The 18939-nt window shown below is 66.2% G+C and carries 15 protein-coding genes; 7 read left to right on the forward strand and 8 right to left on the reverse strand.

Features of this window, described 5'->3' with window-relative positions; all coding sequences use genetic code 11:
- Positions 1 to 74: 74 nt before the first annotated feature.
- A complete protein-coding gene (locus tag ITX31_RS02525; RefSeq protein WP_228528912.1) occupies positions 75 to 1367 on the forward strand; it encodes a glycosyltransferase in 1293 nt (430 codons plus the stop codon).
- A gap of 55 nt (positions 1368 to 1422) precedes the next feature.
- Positions 1423 to 2880 carry an aminobutyraldehyde dehydrogenase gene (locus tag ITX31_RS02530; protein WP_194781910.1) on the forward strand — a complete coding sequence of 486 codons (1458 nt, stop codon included), beginning with the start codon at positions 1423 to 1425 and terminating at the stop codon, positions 2878 to 2880.
- Positions 2881 to 2898: 18 nt separating this feature from the next.
- Here ITX31_RS02530 and ITX31_RS02535 read toward each other — a convergent pair whose 3' ends face one another.
- Entirely contained in the window at positions 2899 to 3861 is a 963-nt protein-coding gene (locus ITX31_RS02535; RefSeq protein ID WP_194781813.1) for an IS481 family transposase, read from the reverse strand.
- A 148-nt stretch (positions 3862 to 4009) separates the two neighbouring features.
- Here ITX31_RS02535 and ITX31_RS02540 point away from each other — a divergent pair, with 148 nt between their 5' ends.
- Positions 4010 to 5443, forward strand: coding sequence for an FAD-dependent oxidoreductase (locus ITX31_RS02540; RefSeq protein ID WP_323745556.1), 1434 nt, complete (start codon positions 4010 to 4012; stop codon positions 5441 to 5443).
- 831 nt (positions 5444 to 6274) lie between these two features.
- Here ITX31_RS02540 and mfd read toward each other — a convergent pair.
- Entirely contained in the window at positions 6275 to 9889 is a 3615-nt protein-coding gene (mfd, locus tag ITX31_RS02545) for a transcription-repair coupling factor (RefSeq protein ID WP_194781911.1), read from the reverse strand.
- Between the two features lie 259 nt (positions 9890 to 10148).
- Complete coding sequence (locus ITX31_RS02550) at positions 10149 to 11819, reverse strand: M28 family metallopeptidase (protein ID WP_228528913.1); 1671 nt, start codon at positions 11817 to 11819, stop codon at positions 10149 to 10151.
- A gap of 278 nt (positions 11820 to 12097) precedes the next feature.
- Between ITX31_RS02550 and ITX31_RS02555 the strand changes: the two genes are divergently transcribed.
- From ITX31_RS02555 to nhaA, 4 genes are all read left to right on the forward strand, one after another.
- Complete coding sequence (locus tag ITX31_RS02555; RefSeq protein ID WP_194781912.1) at positions 12098 to 12793, forward strand: hypothetical protein; 696 nt, start codon at positions 12098 to 12100, stop codon at positions 12791 to 12793.
- A gap of 114 nt (positions 12794 to 12907) precedes the next feature.
- Positions 12908 to 13405, forward strand: a complete 498-nt coding sequence (locus ITX31_RS02560) for a DUF2505 domain-containing protein (protein ID WP_194781913.1) — start codon at positions 12908 to 12910, stop codon at positions 13403 to 13405.
- Positions 13406 to 13433: 28 nt separating this feature from the next.
- Positions 13434 to 13655, forward strand: coding sequence for an SCO4848 family membrane protein (locus tag ITX31_RS02565; protein ID WP_194781914.1), 222 nt, complete (start codon positions 13434 to 13436; stop codon positions 13653 to 13655).
- A 124-nt stretch (positions 13656 to 13779) separates the two neighbouring features.
- Positions 13780 to 15159, forward strand: a complete 1380-nt coding sequence (gene nhaA / locus ITX31_RS02570) for a Na+/H+ antiporter NhaA (protein ID WP_194781915.1) — start codon at positions 13780 to 13782, stop codon at positions 15157 to 15159.
- A gap of 17 nt (positions 15160 to 15176) precedes the next feature.
- On the opposite strand, the gene ITX31_RS02575 is transcribed toward nhaA, so the two are convergent.
- The 5 genes from ITX31_RS02575 to ITX31_RS02595 form a co-directional block, all read right to left on the reverse strand.
- Positions 15177 to 15896: a hypothetical protein gene (locus tag ITX31_RS02575; RefSeq protein ID WP_194781916.1), complete on the reverse strand. Its 720-nt coding sequence runs from the start codon at positions 15894 to 15896 to the stop codon at positions 15177 to 15179.
- Positions 15893 to 16807: a hypothetical protein gene (locus ITX31_RS02580; protein WP_194781917.1), complete on the reverse strand. Its 915-nt coding sequence runs from the start codon at positions 16805 to 16807 to the stop codon at positions 15893 to 15895. Before ITX31_RS02580 ends, ITX31_RS02575 begins: the two co-directional genes overlap by 4 nt.
- On the reverse strand, positions 16807 to 17532 hold the full coding sequence (locus ITX31_RS02585; protein ID WP_194781918.1) for a signal peptidase I: 726 nt from the start codon (positions 17530 to 17532) through the stop codon (positions 16807 to 16809). Before ITX31_RS02585 ends, ITX31_RS02580 begins: the two co-directional genes overlap by 1 nt.
- Before the next feature lie 8 nt (positions 17533 to 17540).
- Entirely contained in the window at positions 17541 to 18104 is a 564-nt protein-coding gene (locus tag ITX31_RS02590) for a hypothetical protein (RefSeq protein WP_194781919.1), read from the reverse strand.
- Between the two features lie 110 nt (positions 18105 to 18214).
- Positions 18215 to 18718, reverse strand: coding sequence for an alternate-type signal peptide domain-containing protein (locus tag ITX31_RS02595; RefSeq protein ID WP_194781920.1), 504 nt, complete (start codon positions 18716 to 18718; stop codon positions 18215 to 18217).
- Between the last annotated feature and the right edge of the window lie 221 nt (positions 18719 to 18939).

The following is an 18939-nucleotide window of genomic DNA, read 5'->3' on the forward strand; positions in this document are numbered from 1 at the left end:
TTAGGGCACGTCCGCCGCAATAGCCGCATTTCCTAAAAGTAATTTGCATCACTCACTGATTCCAGGAGGCACCATTGACAAATTCACGCACTTTTCTTTTCATGCCGGAAAGCGCCTACGGCCCCACGAACAACTGCATCGGGATTGGCAGCGAACTCCTGAAGCGCGGGCACCGGGTGGTCTTCGCGGCAGAGTCGTCCTGGAAGGGAAAACTGGCGGCGCTGGGCTTCGAGGAAGCACTCGTGAACTTTGCGCCTCCGGCGGAGGACGACGCCGAGGCTGAAGCCGGCGATTTCTGGAAGGAATACATCAAGGCCATCTCGCCGGAATTCAGGAAAACAACGCTGGAACAGGCGGAAACGGTTATCCGGCCTATTTGGGAAGGAGCAATTGAAGGCGCCAAATACTGCGAGCCTGAATTGCGGCAGATAATCACGAACGTAAATCCGGACGTCATCATCGAGGACAACGTGGTGGCTTTCCCCGCCCTGGTAACCGCGGGCAAACCCTTCGTGCGGATCGTCTCCTGCAACCCGCTGGAGATACCCGGCCCCGGAATCGCTCCGGCCTACTCCGGCCTGGGCCAGGATGACTCCGCCGCATGGGAGGAATACCGCGCCGAATATGAGCGAACGCACAAGGACCTCTGGGAGGACTTCAACGCCTGGGTGCAGGACCAGGGCGCACCGGCGCTGCCGCGGCTCGAGTTCATCCACTCCGGGGTACACAACATCTACGTCTACCCCGAAGAACTGGACTACACCTCCCGCCGGCCGCTGGAGCCGAACTGGACCCGCGTTGACTCCGCGGTACGGGAAACCGAATCCGCCGTCGAGCTTCCCGAGAACTTCCTGGACGGATCCAAGCCGCTGGTTTACTTCAGCCTGGGCTCGCTGGGCGGCGCCGACGTCGAACTCATGCAGCGCACGGTAGGCATCCTCGGCGCGGCGGACGGCTGCAACTTCATTGTCTCCAAGGGTCCCCGGCATGACGAAATCACCCTGGCGCAGAACATGTGGGGCGCGGAGTTCCTGCCCCAGACCCGCATCATTCCGCTGGTGGACCTGGTCATCACGCACGGCGGCAACAACACCACCACCGAAGCCCTGCACTTCGGTAAGCCGATGATCCTGCTGCCGCTGTTCTGGGACCAGTACGACAACGCCCAGCGCGTCCATGAATCCGGCTACGGCCGCCGCCTGGACACCTACACCTGCACCCCGGAAGAACTGCTTGGCTCGATCGCCGATCTGCTAGGCGACGCGGACCTGCAGGCCCGCTGCCGCGCCGCCGGGGAACGCATCCGGGCTGCCGGCGGCCTGTCCGCCGCAGCCACCGCCCTCGAGCAGGTTGCCGCCGCTAACTAACTCCCGCTCCACCTGCACAGCATCTCCACGTCACCACCACTGCAAGGAAACACCCATGGCATCCGGAACTTTCATCTCCAACGGCTACTGCGCTTCACACGGCGAAGTACAGGAGCTCATCAATCCCGCCACCGGCGAGGTCTCGGGCACGCTCACCGCCTCCGCGGTGGGCGACGTCGACTCCGCCGTCGCTGCCGCCCGCGGGGCCGCAGCGGGCTGGGCCGCGCAAACCCCGGGCCAGCGTGCCCGCGTGCTGCTCAAACTGGCCGACGCGCTGGAAGCGGACGGTGAAGCGCTCACGGAACTGGAAGTCACCGAGGGCGGCAAGCCCTGGACCACAGTGCTGGACGGTGAAATCCCGTTCGGCGCTGACAACCTGCGCTTTTTCGCCGGCGCCGCCCGGTCCGTGGACGGCACCGGAGCCGGCGTGTTCTCCGACGGGTACACCTCCATGATGGTCCGCCGCCCGGTGGGTGTGGTCGCGGGAATCACGCCATGGAACTTCCCGCTGATCATGGCACTGTGGAAGGCCGGCCCCGCGCTGGCCGCCGGCAACACCGTGATCCTCAAGCCCGCCCCGCTCACTCCCGGCTCCACACTGCGCCTGGCCGAGCTGGCTGCCTCCGCTGGCCTGCCCGCAGGCGTGCTTAACGTCGTCACCGGCGGAGGGGACATCGGCTCCGCGCTGGCCGGGCACCGCGGCGTGGACATGGTCTCGGTGACCGGATCCACCGCCACGGGCCGCGCCGTCATGCAGGGCGCGGTCAAGGACGTCAAGCGCGTGCACCTGGAGCTGGGCGGCAAGGCCCCGGCGCTGGTTTTCGCCGACGCCGACGTGGCGCAGATGGCCCGCGCCGTCGCCCTTGGAGCCACCTACAACACCGGCCAGGACTGCACTGCAGCCACCCGCGTGTACATCCACCGGAGCATCTTCGACGACGCCATCGCCGCCCTGCGCGCTGAGCTGAAGGGCATCAACATCGGCGATCCGCACGATCCAGCCACACACATCGGACCGCTGATCTCCGCCGCCCACCGGGAGAAGGTGGCAGGGTTTGTGCAGCGGGCGGTCGACGCCGGCGCCCAGGCACTGGAGGGCGGCTCGCCGCTGGACGGACCCGGCTTCTATTTCCCGCCCACCCTGGTGGTCGGTGCCGGGCAGTCCTCGGAACTGGTGCAGGGCGAAATCTTCGGCCCCGTGCTGGTGGCCCTGCCCTTCGACACCGAGGAGGACGCCGTCGTTCTCGCCAACGACAGCGCCTACGGCCTGGCGTCCTCGGTCTGGACCGCCGACGTCGGGCGTGCGATCCGTGTCAGCCACCAGCTTGAGGTGGGCGTCACCTGGATCAACGACCACCTGCCGCTGGCCTCGGAGGCACCGCACGGCGGCGTGAAGGGCTCCGGCTTCGGCAAGGACATGAGCATCGAGCCGCTGTTGGACTACTCCGTGACCCGCCACCTGATGATCCGCCACGCGGTCCCGCCGGAAACCACGGGCTACCGCCCGGCCTAGTTGTACTGAGACAGCACGTTAGTTACACCTGGTGATGGGTGCTTTGCCTCCGAGGCTGCCGTGTGGGCGTTGGTGGTTGTAGAAGTCTAGCCACGGTTGCAGGGCATCGGTGCGGGCTTGGTTGGAGTCGAAGACCTGCCGGTAGGCCCAGCCTTCCTGCAGGGTCCGGTTGAAGCGTTCGGCTTTGCCGTTCTGCCAAGGATGGCGGGGCTTGATCAGGATGTGCTTGGCACCCAACGTGGACAGCACCGCCTGGAAGTCATTGGAGAGCCGGTAAGCGAACGCGTTATCCGTCATGACTCGTTTCACCGGCGCTCCGTGCGCGGCCATGAACGCGGCAGCCCGCTGCAGGAACCCGGCGCAGGTCGGACCCTTCTCATCGGGGTGGACTTCCACGAACGCGAGCCTTGAGTGATCGTCCACGGCGACGTGGACGTAGTCGAAACCGACTCTCGTGTGGCCGGTGCTGTGGTTGCGAGCGGACTGATTCGGGTCTGCCCGCCAGCCGCCCCCGTCCGGGATCCGGCCGAGTTTCTTCACATCGATATGGACCATGTCCCCGGGAGCGTCGCGTTCATACCGGCGCTCCGTTGCCCGGGCGGCACGGATGCGGATACCGGTCAGCGGATCCAGCTCCCAGAGCTTGGGGACACCGGAACGAAGAAGGATCCGGGACACCGTGCGGACGCCTACCCCGGTGCGGGATGCGATATCGGCCGGCCCGGTGCGGTGCTCGGTACGGGTTGTTAGGACCTCGGCGGTTTTCTCCGGGCTGGTCGCGTGCGGGCACGTTTTGGGCTTCGAAGAACGGTCTTCCAAACCGGGCGGGCCTTCTTCCCGGTACCGGTTGACCCACCGGTAAGCGGTGGGCCGGGAGATACCCATTTCCTTCGCGACATGGGCTACCGGCCGCCCGGAAGCGACGCGCTGGACCAGGATCATTCTTCCGGCCGGAGCCAGACGGGCATTACCGTGGGACATGAAGACCTCTTGGGTTCGGCTGTGTGTGGTAACCACCAAACCTAAGAGGTCTTCACCCTATTCACGTGTAACTAACGTGGTGTCTCAGTACACCTAGTCCGCCCCCCAGCATCCCCCTGCGAACCACACCCGATCGAAAGCAGATACCGTGCCAAGCACCACCCCCACCGTCTACGACCTGGCCGAGCAGCGCATCCCGGCCGCCACCGTCACCGCCGCCCTTTCCACCGCTGTGCCCGCCCCGTACTGGCTGGACCGCACTGAACGCCCGGCTCCCCTGCCGCCGCTTGATGCCACTCTCACGGCCGACCTCGCCGTAGTGGGCGGCGGATACACCGGGCTGTGGACGGCGCTGCTGGCCAAGGAGCGTAGCCCTTCCGCCGGGGTGGTGCTGCTGGAGGGGCAGGAAGTGGGCTGGGCGGCGTCGGGCCGCAACGGCGGTTTCGTCTCCGCCAGCCTGACCCACGGCTACAGCAACGGAGTCAAGCACCTGCCCAAGGAGGTGGACCTGCTCCAGGAAATGGGCGACGAAAACCTGGCCGAATTCGCCCGAACCATCGAACGCTACGGGATCGACTGCGGCTTCGAGTGGACCGGCACCCTGGCGCTGGCCACCGAACCGCACCAGGTGGAATGGCTGCGCGAGGAAGCCGGCCATGACGGCATCGAGTTCTTCGACCGGGACAAGGTCCAGGCCGAGGTGAAGTCCCCGCTGTACCTGGCCGGCGCGTGGAACAAGAAGGGCAGCGCCCTGGTGGATCCGGCGCGGCTGGCGTGGGGCCTGAGGCGTGCCTGCCTGGAGCTGGGCGTGCAGATCTTCGAACACTCCCCCGTGCGGTCGCTGGCCAAGGCGGGCCGAGGCGTCGAGCTGAAGACCGACGGCGGGACCGTCTCCGCGGCGAAGGTGGCGCTTGCCACGAACGCCTTCCCCTCGCTGCTGCGCCGGGCGCGGCTGCACACCATGCCGGTGTACGACTACGCGCTGATGACCGAGCCGCTCACCGGGGCGCAGCTCGAATCGATCGGCTGGTCGCGGCGCCAGGGTCTCGACGACGTCGCAAACCGGTTCCACTACTACCGGCTCACCGAGGACAACCGGATACTCTTTGGCGGCTATGACGCGCCGTACCACTACGGACGCAGCATGAAGCCGGAGTACGACCAGAGCGAGGAGTCCTTCCGACGCCTGGCCGCGCACTTCCTGGCCACGTTCCCCCAGCTTGAGGGCATTTCCTTCACGCATAAATGGGGCGGCGCGATCGATACCTGCAGCCGGTTCTTCTCCTTCTTCATGAAGGCTTACGGCGGACGGGTGGCCTACGCCGCAGGGTTCACCGGGCTCGGCGTGGGCGCGAGCCGGTTTGCCGCCAATGTGCTGCTGGATCTGCTCTCCGGTTCACCCACGCGGCGGACTTCGCTGGAGTTGGTCCGCAAGCTGCCGCTGCCCTTCCCGCCGGAGCCTGTTGCCTGGCTGGGCGTGAAGATCACCACCGCCGCCATGGTCCGTTCCGACCGCCGGCAGGGCAAGCGCGGTCCGTGGCTGAAACTCATGGACGCCGTGGGCATGGGGTTCGACTCCTAGCTCCTGCCGGCGTCCCCATGGGGTCTCCCTAGCCGGTGGCCCGCTGGGCTGCCGGTACTCCAAGCCGCGTGCCTCCTTCGGCCCGATTCCCCCTCCCGAAGGAGGCACGCTTTTTTGGCTCCGTTCCGGCTGGCCGGGGCTGGCTGCGGGGCCAGAGCCGGATCGGCGCTGAGGCGTACGGCCCGGTCCCGAGACAGCCATGGCCCATCCTGTGTCGCAATAACGTCCCTTCGGGGCCTCACTCGGAATCCTCTGATGCAATAACGCCGTATTCCAGCCTGCAGAGGGCCCGTATTGCATCACAAGACGAACGGGAACCGCGCCAAACGGCCGTATTGCAACACAGGATGAGCAGGCGTTTGGGCGAAGGGACGGTGTTGCGACACACGACGAACCAACTGGGCCAAACGGAATGCACTGCACGGGACGCCTGCTCGGCCTATTCCGCCACGTCCCCGCCCGCGCTCCGTATTCCGCCACGGCATCCAGCCAGCAGCCCTTCTCAATTCACCCGGCCAGTCAGCCCCGCGCCAACACCAACCACCCACGCGCTGGGGCGTAAGGCAGCTCCCGGACTTCCACCCCGGTGAACCCGGCCTCCGCGAGGGTGGACCCCAGCTGCGGCTGGGTGCGGAACCGCAGGGTGCTGGTGGACTCCACCCGTTCACATCGAGCACCGCCTTTACCCCGCCGTCGGATGCCAGGCGCAGGTACGTGTCCAGGTCGCTGCGACTGCCCTCAATGGCGTCGTAAACGCGGGCCGGCCTGGGGGGGAGAAGATCGCGTCCGGCAAGCCCCGACTCTACAAGCGCGAAGCCCCGGACGCCGCACCTACTCCTTGAAAATCGCGTCCAGCACCTGGTGCGCCCACTGCAGCATCTCGGCGTCCTGCAGGTCCCGGCCGCCGATCTTCGCGGTCTTGGGCTTCGGAATCAGGATTGCGTTCAGCGCCGGCTTCACCTGCGAACCGGGGTACATCCGCTGCAGGCGCATGGTCCGGGATTCGGGCAGGTCGCCGGGTGAGAACTTGATGAAGTTGCCCTGCAGCGCCACATCGGTCAGGCCGGCGGCGCGGGCATCGACCCGGAACCGGGCGACGTCGATCAGGTTCTTCACTTCCTGTGGCGGTTCGCCGTAGCGGTCCACCAGTTCGGCGAGGACTTCGTCGATCGCCTCGTTCGTCAGCGCGGATGCCAGTTTGCGGTAGGCCTCCAGCCGCAGCCGCTCTCCCGGCACGTAGTCGTGTGGGAGGTGCGCGTTGACGGGCAGCTCGATCTTCATCTCGGCTGCCTTCTCCTCGGCCTCGCCGCGGAAGTCCGCCACTGCCTCGCCGACCAGCCGGATGTACAGGTCGAAGCCGACGCCTGCGATGTGCCCGGACTGTTCACCGCCCAGCAGGTTGCCGGCGCCGCGGATCTCAAGGTCCTTCATGGCCAGCTGCATGCCGGCACCGAGTTCGTTGTGCGCGGCGACGGCCTTCAGCCGCTCCAGCGCCGTCTCGCCCAGCGGTTTCTCCGACGGGTAGAGGAAGTACGCGTAGGCACGTTCCCGGCCGCGGCCCACGCGTCCTCGCAGCTGGTGCAGCTGGGACAGACCAAAGTGGTCCGCCCGGTCCACAATTAGGGTGTTGGCGTTGGAGATGTCCAGGCCGGTTTCAATGATGGTGGTGCACACCAGCACGTCGAACCGCTTCTCCCAGAAGTCCACGATGATCTGCTCAAGCTTCGCCTCGCTCATCTGGCCGTGCGCGACGGCGATGCGCGCCTCCGGGACCAGCTCCTGCAGGTGCGCGGCCGTCTTGTCGATCGAGGAAACCCGGTTGTGCACAAAGAAGACCTGGCCCTCGCGCATCAGCTCGCGGCGGATCGCCGCCGATGCCTGCTTGTCCGTGTACGGGCCTACGTAGGTCAGCACCGGGTGGCGCTCTTCCGGCGGGGTGGCCAGCGTGGAGGTCTCCCGGATTCCGGTCAGCGACATTTCAAGGGTTCGCGGAATCGGCGTGGCACTCATGGCCAGCACGTCCACGTTGGTGCGCAGTTTCTTCAGCGCTTCCTTGTGTTCGACGCCGAAGCGCTGCTCCTCATCGACGATGACCAGGCCGAGGTCCTTGAACTGGACCTCCTGCGAGAGCAGCCGGTGCGTGCCGATGATGACGTCAACCGATCCGTTCCGCACCCCCTCGATGACTTCCTTGGCCTGCTTGGCGGTCTGGAAGCGGGAGAGCGTAGCCACGCGGACCGGGAAACCGGAGAACCGTTCGGAGAAGGTTTCAAGGTGCTGCTGGGCGAGCAGTGTCGTCGGCACCAGGACAGCCACCTGCTTGCCGTCCTGTACGGCTTTGAATGCAGCGCGCACGGCAATCTCGGTCTTGCCGTAGCCGACGTCCCCGGAGACCAGCCGGTCCATGGGAATCTCCCGCTCCATGTCCGCCTTGACCTCGTTGATGGTGGTCAGCTGGTCCGGCGTCTCCACATACGGGAACGCTTCCTCCAGCTCACGCTGCCACGGGGTGTCCTGCCCGAAGGCGTGGCCCTTGGACGCCATGCGCGCGGAGTACAGCCGGATCAGTTCCCCGGCGATTTCCTTGACGGCCTTGCGGGCCCGGGATTTGGTCTTGGCCCAGTCGGAGCCGCCCATCTTGGACAGCACCGGCGTTTCCCCGCCCACGTAGCGGGTGATCTGGTCCAGCTGGTCGGTGGGCACGAACAGCCGGTCCCCCGGCGCTCCGCGCTTGGACGGCGCGTACTCCAGCACGAGGTATTCGCGGACCGTCTTGTTCACCCCGGCGCCGGTGGCACGCTGCAGCAGTTCAACGAACCGTCCCACGCCGTGCTGTTCGTGCACCACGTAGTCGCCTTCCTGCAGCTGCAGGGGGTCGACGGCGTTGCGCCGGCGGGAGGGCATCTTGCGCATGTCCCGGGTGGAGTAGGCGCTGGCCCGGCCCAGCAGGTCCGCCTCGGTCAGCAGGCCCATCTTCAGGTTGTCGAAAACGAACCCGCGCCCGGCGCTGGCCGTGGTGATCTCGATGATGCCCGGCTGCGGTTCAGAGTCCAGGGACTCCATCCGCGTGGCGGGAATGTCATTGTCGTGGAACAGCTCGGCCAGCCGGGACGCCGGCCCGGGACCCTCGGTGACGACGACGAGGCGCCACTGGTCCTTGATCCGGGAGCCGATGAAGTCCATCATCTCCGCGACGTCGCCCTTGTAGCCGCGGGGTTCCCGGGCGTTGATGGTCAGGGTGTCGATATCCAGGACGGTCTCGTCGTCCGGGTTGAAGGACGTGATGGCCCACCACGCGACGTCATTGGCCACGGCTGCGGAGCGGGTGTCCGTCAGGGAGCGGAAGCTGGCGGCTTCCAGGTCCGCACTGAGTCCTGCGGAGAGGTCAACGGGCGCCGCACCGCCGTCGGACGCGGTGGCCCAGGCTGCGGCGAGGAATTCCTCGTTGGTGGACTCGAGGTCGTGGGCGCGGGCGCGGACCTTCTCCGGTTCGATGACCACGGAGATGGACCCGGCCGGGAGCTGGCTCATCAGCGGCACCATTTCATCCACCAGCACCGGGGCCAGGGATTCCATGCCTTCAACGGCGATGCCGCCGGCGATCTTTTCCAGCATGTCTGCGGCGGCCGGCATCTGCGGCTGCAGTTTCGCGGCCCGGCTCATGACGTCCGGGGTGATCAGCAGTTCGCGGCACGGCGGAGCGTAGAGTTCCTTCGGGTGGATGACGTGCTCGCCGGTGAGGGTGCGCTGGTCGGCGACGGCGAACCAGCGCATTGAGTCCACTTCGTCGCCGAAGAAGTCGATGCGGATGGGGTGGTCATCGGTGGGCGGGAAAACGTCAAGGATGCCGCCGCGCACGGCGAATTCACCGCGGTGGGACACCATGTCCACGCGGGCATAGGCGGCGTCGGCGAGCGCCTTGACAACGGCGTCGAACGGGCGCTCATCCCCCACTGCCAGCGAGACAGGCTGCAGGTCGCCCAAGCCTTTGACCAGGGGCTGCACCACGGCGCGGACCGGTGCCACGACGATCTGCACCGGGTCATTCCCCGGATGCGCCAGCCGCCGCAGGACCGAAAGCCGGCGGCCCACGGTATCCGAGCGCGGTGAAAGCCGTTCGTGCGGCAGGGTTTCCCAGGAGGGAAACTCCTCGATCCCGGCCAGCGGCAGATAGGAGCGCAGGGCTGCGGCGAGGTCTTCGGCTTCCCGGCCGGTGGCCGTGACGGCGAGGACCACGGGAGGTGCGCCGGAAGTGTCGCCTGCGCCGGCGTCGTGCGTCTCTGCGAGACCGTCCACCATCTCCGCCAGCAGCGCGGCCCTCATCCCCTGCGGCGCGCCGATCTCCAGGTCCTGGCTGCGCTTGGCCGGAACCCGCGCGGCGTGTGCCCTCAGGCGGGAGTAGGACTTGTCCTCGGTGAGGGCGGCGCGCAGTCCGTTCAGGCTCATTGCGGGGGTATCTCCTTCAGGGCAGGCAACGCAAGAACCCGAAGCTGGAAATCAACCCCGGGTAGGTAATTCCAGCCTACCCGCTGACCAGTGTCCCGTACCGGCGATACCGCTGAGGGCGAACCCATCGAGATGGCAGAAACTGCACGTTACAGCGCTCATACGTGCACTTTCTGTTATCTCGTTGGATCCGGGCAAAAGGAAGGCCGCCCGCAGTTCCCTGCGGACGGCCCTGCCTCGTGGGTGCGGGTGCTGCTTCCTAGCGCAGCGCCTCGTGTCCCTTGTACGCCGGTCCCTGGGTTGCCGGAGCCGAAGGCAGCGCCCGTGCCGAGACGCCTGCACCGCCGCGGATATCCGCGTCCGACTGGGCGAAGGTCAGCGTGGTGTGGGCCACGGCGTCGGACATTTCGCCGAGCGCCTGCTTGCTGATGTTGCCCAGGTCATCGCACGCTGCGTGGTAGCAGGGGTCGTAGGGCTCTCCGGCGGTGCCGCCGAAGAGCGCTGCTTCCGCTGCGGTCTTCACGCCTTCCGCCCCGGTGAACAGGCCTCCGGCGGGGATGCCGTTGTTAATGAAGGCCTGGTAGTCGGAGCGCCCGTCAAACTCGGTGGGGGCCGTGGGCAGTCCCTGGGACGCGAAGTAGTCCTCGAAGACTCCTTCAATGACGTCTGACCCGGTGGGGCCCGTCGACCCGAATGCCCCGCCGTCGCCGTCATAGACGAAGCGGACGAAGTTCGGTGAACCAAGCATGTCGAAGTTCAGGTTGAGCAGGGTATTGGCCAGCCCGGTCTCGTCCAGCTGCTCGACGTAGTGTGCCGAGCCCAGGAGCCCGTCTTCTTCGGCGGCCCAAAACGCGAAGCGCACCTGGTTCTGCAGCTTGAACTTCCCGGTCTTGCCCAGCTGGATCGCCGTCTCCAGGATCGCTGCGGTGCCACTGCCGTTGTCGTTGATGCCCGGGCCTTCGGACACGGAGTCAAGGTGCGCGCCGACCACAACCTGGCGGGTCGGGTCGCCCTTGGGCGTATCGGCAATAACGTTGAACGTCTCCGTCTCCTGGACCGTGGAGTCAACCACCAGGCGGACGGTACCGCCGTTGGTGCCGGCCAGTTCCTCACCGACCTCGAAGGTGACGCCAACGGCCGGAATCGTGGAGAGGCTGTCACCGAGCGTGCCGTTGACCAGCCCAAAGCGGTCATCACCGGGAACGTCGTTGCCCTGGTTGAAGATGATGGCAGCGGAGGCTCCGGCCAAGGCGGCATTGGCAACTTTGTCTCCGAAGGCGCAGGTGCCGCGCTGCAGAAGGGCGATGTTCCCGGCCGGAAAGCCTGAGAAGTCCCCGGGCTCACAGCCGGAGCTGTTGGCTCGGTCACCGGCCAGGTTCACGTCTACGGCGGTAACTTCGCCGGTGACATCCCCGGGGCCGGAATAGCTCATGGTGAGATAGTCCTCCCCGGCCGCGTACTCGCTGGGGTTCGGGGAGACCTGCTGCAGGGAGTCCCCGTTCAGGACGAACTGTTCATAGGTGAAGGGCTGGCGGAACGGCTCGTAGCCGGCCTTTCGCAGCTGTCCCTCCACATACTGCGCTGTGGCTTCGTATCCCGGTGTTCCGGCCGCACGGTTTCCGCCGTTGCGCTCCGCTGCTTTCTGGAGTGCCCGCAGATGCGAGTAGACCCCGTCAACGGTCACCTTGTCCCGGAGCTTCTCGGAGTCGCTCTTGCCAGGTTTGCCGGGTCCGTTGCCCGGCTTGCCGGGCTTGTCCGGCTTCCCCGCGCCGTGGCCCGGCTGGTTCTTGCCCGGCCCCTGGTGGGCGCCCGGGCCTCCCTTGCCCCCGGAGTTGATCTCTGCGGCCAAGGCAGCGGGCGCCCCGGCTGAAAGCGTGAGGACGACGGCCGCTGCAAGGGCAGCACCGCGCATGGATTTACTGAGTTTCATCGTTCCCCTAAGAGTGCGAGTGAATGAACCGGCCGGATGCGCACCGCCCCCGAGGCACAAGCCGTGCCGCGATGCTATGGCAGTGCTTCGGGCTCCTAACAGGGTGCGGCCCAACTGCTGCCGAAAATCCGCCGGCACTCTTCTCAAGACCGGCCGATTCGGCTAGGTTTCCGCCCGCTGGAGAGCGCCGGCTGTGGCTTTTCACCGGCCGGGCTGGCACGCTGAAAGGCACCGGCATCACTGCATCCGCCTGACCCAGCGCATCGGAGGCCTGCCCCATGGGACGCAAACCGGGACTCAGATCCAGCCGCAGGACCCTGTTACTGCTCGTTGCCCTGTCCGCCCTTTCGCTGCTCTTCACGGCCTGCGCAAACGCCGGGAACCAGGAGGACACCGCCAACAACGCGACTTCTTCGGCAGCTTCTTCAAGCCTGAGCAGCGACTGTGAATCCGGGCCGGAGGCTACGTCGTCGTCCTGCCAGGCAGCGGGACCGGGCCGCACCGTTTCCGCTGACCGGTGCCCGGACACGTCGCCAACTCCGCTCTCCGGAGGCGTGATCGAGGGCGCGTTCGGGCCATGGTGTGAAAACGCCATCGCCACGTCCTACCCCGCCGTCAACACGGAGACCCTCATTCCGGAGGGGGCGGAGGCAGAAATGGTCATCGGGGAGACGGATATGGACACCACCGTTGATCTGCAGGTGCAGGGTTTCGCGTCCAACCAGGCGTACACGGTCATGCTCCATGACGGGGTTTGCCCGGAGAACCCCGGCGATCTTGGCCCGGAGTACGTCCACGAGGGCAGCGGGGACAATCCGAGTGCCGGCGTGGTGCTGGACTTCACCACCGAATCGGACGGCTCGGCCTCGGCCACCGCAACTGTGCCGTTCCTCGTGCCCGACCAGGCTGCCGGCAAGTCCTTCGCCGTCCACAATGCGGATATGGACGTAGTGGGGTGCCTCCGCGTTCCGTGACGTCCTCAGCCGAGCACGGCTCGTTGGGGACAGCGCCGGGGTAGCGACTAGGATGTTGGGCGGGTCCGGTGCCGAAAGCCGGGCCTGCCGCACTTTCCTACCCGGAGGACTCCCTTGGCCCTGTCTGCTTCCACCACCCTGCCCTACGACGCCGCCACGCTGACGAAAACCTTCACCGACGAAGGATTCGTCCGAAGCATCAGCGAGCACGTGGGCGGTTCCCTGGTTTCACTGACGGTCGACGGCGATACTTCCGGCCCCTTCACGCTCACCGCCGTGCGCCAGCTGCCGACCGACCGGCTCCCGGACATGGCAAAGAAGCTCGTGGGCTCCTCCCTGACAGTGACGCAGAAGGAAGAGTGGGATGCCCCGGAAGCAGACGGATCCCGGACCGCCTCCGTGGATCTTTCCGTGGGCGGAGTGCCGCTGAAGGTCAGTGCCGTGCAGCGGCTGGTTGCACTGGCCGAAGGCACCCGCGTAGACGTTGAAGGCTCCGTGAGCTCCTCCATTCCCTTCCTTGGGGACAAGATCGCCAAGGCCGCCGAACCCATGATCGGCAAGGCCCTGACCATCCAGGCGGCCCAAGCCGGCAAGTGGATCGAAAACAACTAACCCGCCTCGCCCAGCCAGGAGTATTTCATTGGAGCTTCCCACTCCCCTCGCCCTCGTCCTGCTCATCGCCGGCCTCTGGTCGATCATGGTCTGGCCCATCTTCCTCAAGCGTGTCCTGAAAGACCCGCAGGCGCGCGATGCCAACGGCGCCCCCACCCGGTTCATGACCACCAACCTCATGATGATCAGCACCGCGATGATTTTTGCGCTGGCCACCGCCGTGGTCGGCGTGCGGGGCCTCGTCGGCTAACCGCTTCGCAGCTGCGTCCCCCGCCCCCGGGGACGCAGCCTCGGTAGAGTGGGGGAAGGTGAGCCGGGAAGTCTGGTCGGCAGCAGCTCTCCCATATCCGCTTTCCTCTTAGGAGCCTTCTTTCATGGCCGCAAACGAGCCAAATCCCCAGCCCTCCGGATCCACGAAAGTCTTTTTCGGCAGATCCAGCTACAGCGAGCACCTGCGCATCGGTGAGATCCTCCGCAAGGAAACCGTTGGCGGCATCCTGCTGCTTATTGCCACGGTGGCGGCGCTCATCTGGGCCAACTCACCGGCATCGGAAAGCTACTTCTCCGTCCGCGACTTCACGTTCGGCTACGAACCCTGGCACCTTGAGCTGAGCGTCGGGGCGTGGGCAGCCGACGGGCTGCTGGCAATTTTCTTCTTCCTCGTTGGGCTGGAGCTCAAGAAGGAGTTTGTCGCCGGTGACCTGCGCCAGATCAGCAAGGCCATCGTGCCGGTGGCTGCCGCCTTTGGCGGTGTCCTCATTCCCGCGCTGATCTACGCGGGCATCCAGGTTGCCACGGGGGCTGACGGCATGCGCGGCTGGGCCATTCCGACGGCGACGGACATCGCTTTTGCGCTGGCTGTCCTGGCGGTCATCAGTTCCCACCTGCCCACGGCACTGCGTATCTTCCTGCTGACCCTGGCCGTGGTCGATGACCTCATTGCGATCACCATCATCGCGCTGTTCTACTCCGAAGACGTGAGCCCGCTCATGCTGGGACTCATGCTTATTCCGCTGGCGGCGTTCACGCTGCTGGTCCAGCGCGCCCCGCGTTTCTTCGGGACCCGGCCGTGGGCGTTCTGGGTGTTCCTGGCGCCGCTGGCCGTAGCCGTTTGGATCCTGATGCATGCATCCGGAGTACATGCAACGGTGGCCGGAGTGCTGCTCGGCTTTGCCGTGCCGGTGCTGCGCCGCGATCCGTCCGGCGGAACTCTTCCGCACAACGAGGACAAGCCGGGCCTGGCCGAGATCTTCGAGCACCGCTTCCGTCCCATCTCCACCGGCTTCGCCGTGCCTGCCTTCGCCTTCTTCTCCGCCGGTGTCGCCATTGGCGGTATTGAAGGACTGGGCCGGGCGCTGACCGATCCCGTGGCCGTCGGCATCGTGGCCGCTCTGGTGCTCGGCAAGCCGATCGGTGTCCTGCTGACCACCTGGGTTCTGACGTTCTTCACCAAGGCGACGCTGGACCAGGCGGTGAAGTGGGTGGATCTCACCGGCATCGGCATCCTGGCAGGCATCGGCTTTACGGTGTCCCTGCTGGTCAATGACCTCAGCTTTGGTCAGGGGTCAACACATCACGAGGACGCCAAGATCGCGATCCTCACGGCGTCCGTGCTGGCCGCTGTCCTGGCGTCGGTCCTGCTCACCATCCGCAACCGCCGCTACGCAGTGCTGGAGGAAGCCGAGCGGGTGGACGCGGACAACGACGGCATTCCTGACGTCTTCCAGCAGGAGGACGGGCAGCAGGGACGCTAGGCCGCGCCTGCCGCTTCTCAGTGTGTCCCGTTGGGACAGTTGAACCAGTCCCCGTTTTCCTTGTATTGGAAGCCGCCGGCGGTGAGTGCCGCTGACGGGGTTCCGGCGACGGCAAGTGTCCCCCCGAGCTGGGTGGGCCCGGCGACGGGCGAGGTGAGCCAGGCGTTGCGGACAGAGACGTCGAACTTGGTGTTCCTGCCCGCGGCATCAGCCAGGAATGATTCGATTCCGGGCAGGGCTGCCAGCCGGACTGAGCCGGAACTTCCGGGCACCGCGTAAGTGGCCGACCCGTTCACCTGTTTGCCGTTCTTGCTCAGGAGAAGGATTTCCGCCACCGTAGCGGTGCCGCTCGGTGCACCTGCAGCGGCCCAGTAGATGGTGGTCTCCCGTCCTCCGTTGCTGCCCGCTCCCGGGTCCCGTGAACAGGTCAGTGCAGTGGGGGCAACCGGCGCTGCCGGGGTTGGCGTACCCGGCCGGGTAGGCGCTGGCGTGGGGGCAGGCGCTGGCGTCGGGGTAGGCGTAGGCGTCGGGGTAGGCGTAGGAACAGGCTTGCCGGCGGTCACCGTAATCGCCGCCGATCCCTGCTGGCTCCACAGTGCCCAGGCAGCCGGCGCGCCGAGGCCCAGCACAACCGTCACGGCGAAGGCAGCGGCGGCAATGCGGGCACCCGGAAGCTCCCGGAACCGCTGCAGAACCCTCTTCTTCCGTGGCTGGCCCACCTGCTCGTTCTTCTTCATGGCGTCCTTCGGGTTATGCGTATCCGGGCAGCGGCGGCAGCGAAGAAGGCGGCGGCCAGCAACACCATCAACGTACCCTGCCAGGTGCGGATGATTGGCTCCACGGTGCTTTCGAGAAACGACGCCGGTGTGATCCGCGGCGGAAGTCCAGGGGGGCCGGAGGCCTTGGGGAGACCCGCGGGTGCGGCGATAGCTTCTCCGAACACCGGGACAGCATTCAGCGGCGCAGCCGCTTCCCCGGTTCCGGGGATGGTGACGACGGCGGCAGCGCCGGGCGCCGTCTGCACGGCGTTACCGGACCGACCCGTGCTGCTCCCGCCGTCCTGCCCGCCGGGGGCCGGAACCTGGTTGTCCGGAGCGTTAGCGGGCTGGCAGGCCGAACGCCCGCCGGCCGCGTCCAGCAGCAGGAGGATGTCGAAGGACCCCCGCTGGTTCATGGTGGAGTTGGGGGCTTCCAGGACCAGGCCTGCGCTGAGGTCTACCCGTCGTGCTGCTCCGGCTTCGAGGAGCACGGGCGTTCCGAGGTCGCTGCAGGCGACGCTGCCGGGCAGGGCAGCGGATTCAGCACCTGCACCAGACCGGGAACGGACTTCAAGGTAGCCGGCAAGCTCTGGACCAATTCCGCGCCCGGCGACTGCCAGGGAGAGGTAAGCCGGTTCAGCTGAATTGTTGCGGACCCAGAGGGCTCCGGACTGTGAGCTGCCGGGAACCAAACGCAGTCCCTCAGGGAAGACCGGCCGGCTGGCAGACCCTGTGAAGGAGGACCCGTCAAAGCTGACCTGCAGGGATTCAGCGTCCGCGTGGGCAGCGGGGGCGGCAGCCAGCGACATGGCGGCGTACACCCCGGCTCCCAGGAGCGCCAGGCCGGCCCTGGCACCGCGGGGCGCTGAGGTCCGGCGGGAAGGAATCATCAGACTGCAACGCTCTTGGGACTGTGGGCCGAGTGGAAGCCTGAAACGGCGTGGTCGCAGTGGTCGCACTCGTGCAGGACCGGGTCATCGCTGAAGGCATCAGGGCGGGCGTGGAGGCCGGCGTCATCGCGGACGGGAAGTTCCAGGACCACCGCGTCCACTTCGGGTTCCGGCGACTTGCGCTTGGTTTCAAGGGCGCCACGGACCAGCAGGACGATTCCGTAACCGAGCAGTCCAACTGCTGCCCATTGGGCAATCTCACCCCGGTCGCTGCTGCCGAGCCCGTTAGCTACGAATCCTACGTACGGCACGGCGTAGGAAAGCTTGCCGCGGATCTGGGCTTCCTGGACGACGCCCTCATCGGCCAGGTCATTGTTGTCACCCTTCGTGGTGAAAATCCGCTCACCGTTCTGGCCCAGGCCAATGCCAATGATGCGATGAGTGATGACAGTCGGGTCCCCGGACTCGATTTGGTACGTGATCACGTCTCCGGTCTTGAGCTCATCCGCCGGAGTTGGTTCAACGACCAGGAAGGTGCCGGGCGCGTAGTTCGGTGCCATGGAGCTCGTCAGCACGGTGTAGGTCTGCGATCCGGTCACCAGGGGAATGACGATCAGGACCAGGGCGGCCAGCGCAGCAGCGCACATGGCTACCAGGCTCAGGGCCGAGCCGGTGAACTTCAGTGCCCGGAGCGCCGGTGAGGAATTGCTGCGGCCTTTTGACATGGAAGTTCCTATCCTTTTTGTTCGACGGTGAGCGGAATCGAAATTGTGGAAGCCTGGCCCTCTGCATTTGCGGCTGCCGAGAGCGTTACGCGAAAGCAGAGGACACCCGAGGTTCCCTTAGGCAGCTCGAGGGCCGGGGCTGCGGGTCCAGTGAACAGAGCCGGGTTGGAACAGGCAGCAAGGTCAGCCCCGCCGACGGCGCGCTGGTCAACTGCCAGCAGTGGCGCGAGGCTGCCCCCAACCACCGGTTGACCGGCGGTCGCTGCCAGTGTGAACGTTCCCCCGGCGTCGGTGAGGTTGGTCAGCTTCACGCCGGCGTACACCGACTCGCCGGCGTTCACCGGCCCGAGCGGAGCGGTGGCCAGGCCAACGGTGCCCTGGCTGCCGTCAGGCTGGCGCATCATGACGACGCCGGTGCCGCCATCCATCTCGACGTTGAAGGAAGCGGCCTGGAGGTTTCCGGCGGCTGCCGGTGCAGCAGCACTCCACAGGGCGTAGGTGCCCTGAACCGTCATGAGCCCAAGCAGCACGGCGCAGAGCACAAGCCCTGTTCCTTTCAGTGCTGCTTTCATTGCTGGACCGCTTTCCGGTGGTTTTGGTTCGTTTGTTTTTTTGGGGGGGGTACCGTGCGCGGCGGCGCCGCCGCGCACGGCCAGAATGAACAGCCTGTTGCTGCGGGCTGCTAGCGGATCTGCTGCAGGACGTACTTGATGCTGGAGAGATCCTGGGTGTAGTTCATGCTCTCGTTGCCGGCGGTGGACTTGAATGTCACGGTGGCCGTCACGGTTGCGGTGCCGTTGTTGTCCTCGGTGAGGACGGTGCCGGGGTTCAGTACCTTGCCGTCCTGGACGATGCTGTAGGAATAGGTGAGCTGGTTCCTGAAACCGTCCGACAGCTTGCTGTAGTCCGGGCTCAGGGTCGCCTTGAGCTCGTCGCCGGTCAGGGAGATGCTGACCGGCTGTTCGAAGCGGAGGGTCTCACCGGGGACGATGCGGTAGCTGGCGAAGTTTTCGATGACGCTTCCGTCGGCCTTCATCCAGACCGCGGTGCCGGCGTTGATGTCCATGTTGCCGGCCACAATGTTGCCGGTGTTGGCATTGGCGGTGTCGTTCCAGATTGCGAGCGTTCCGCCGCCGCCGAGAAGCAGTGCCACGCCTACGCCGGTTGCCAGTGCGCCTTTAGCCATCTTGTTCATTCTGCATCCCCTAAAGAGTTGTGTGCTGGGCGGAAACTGTTCCCGCCGACATGGCTAATCTGCTATCCGATTCTCAAGAAACCGGACGGTCCCGGCACAGGGTTTGGAAAACCTTGCAACAATGCTCAAGAGCCCCGCAACGGGGCCGCAAAATCTGCGCAACCCAGTTCAGGCACCCGCACTTTCAACCGATTTCGCCCGCAGGGGACGCT

Origin of the sequence: Arthrobacter gandavensis, assembly GCF_015355785.1 — a bacterium.
Classification (GTDB): Bacteria; Actinomycetota; Actinomycetes; order Actinomycetales; family Micrococcaceae; genus Arthrobacter_B; species Arthrobacter_B gandavensis_A.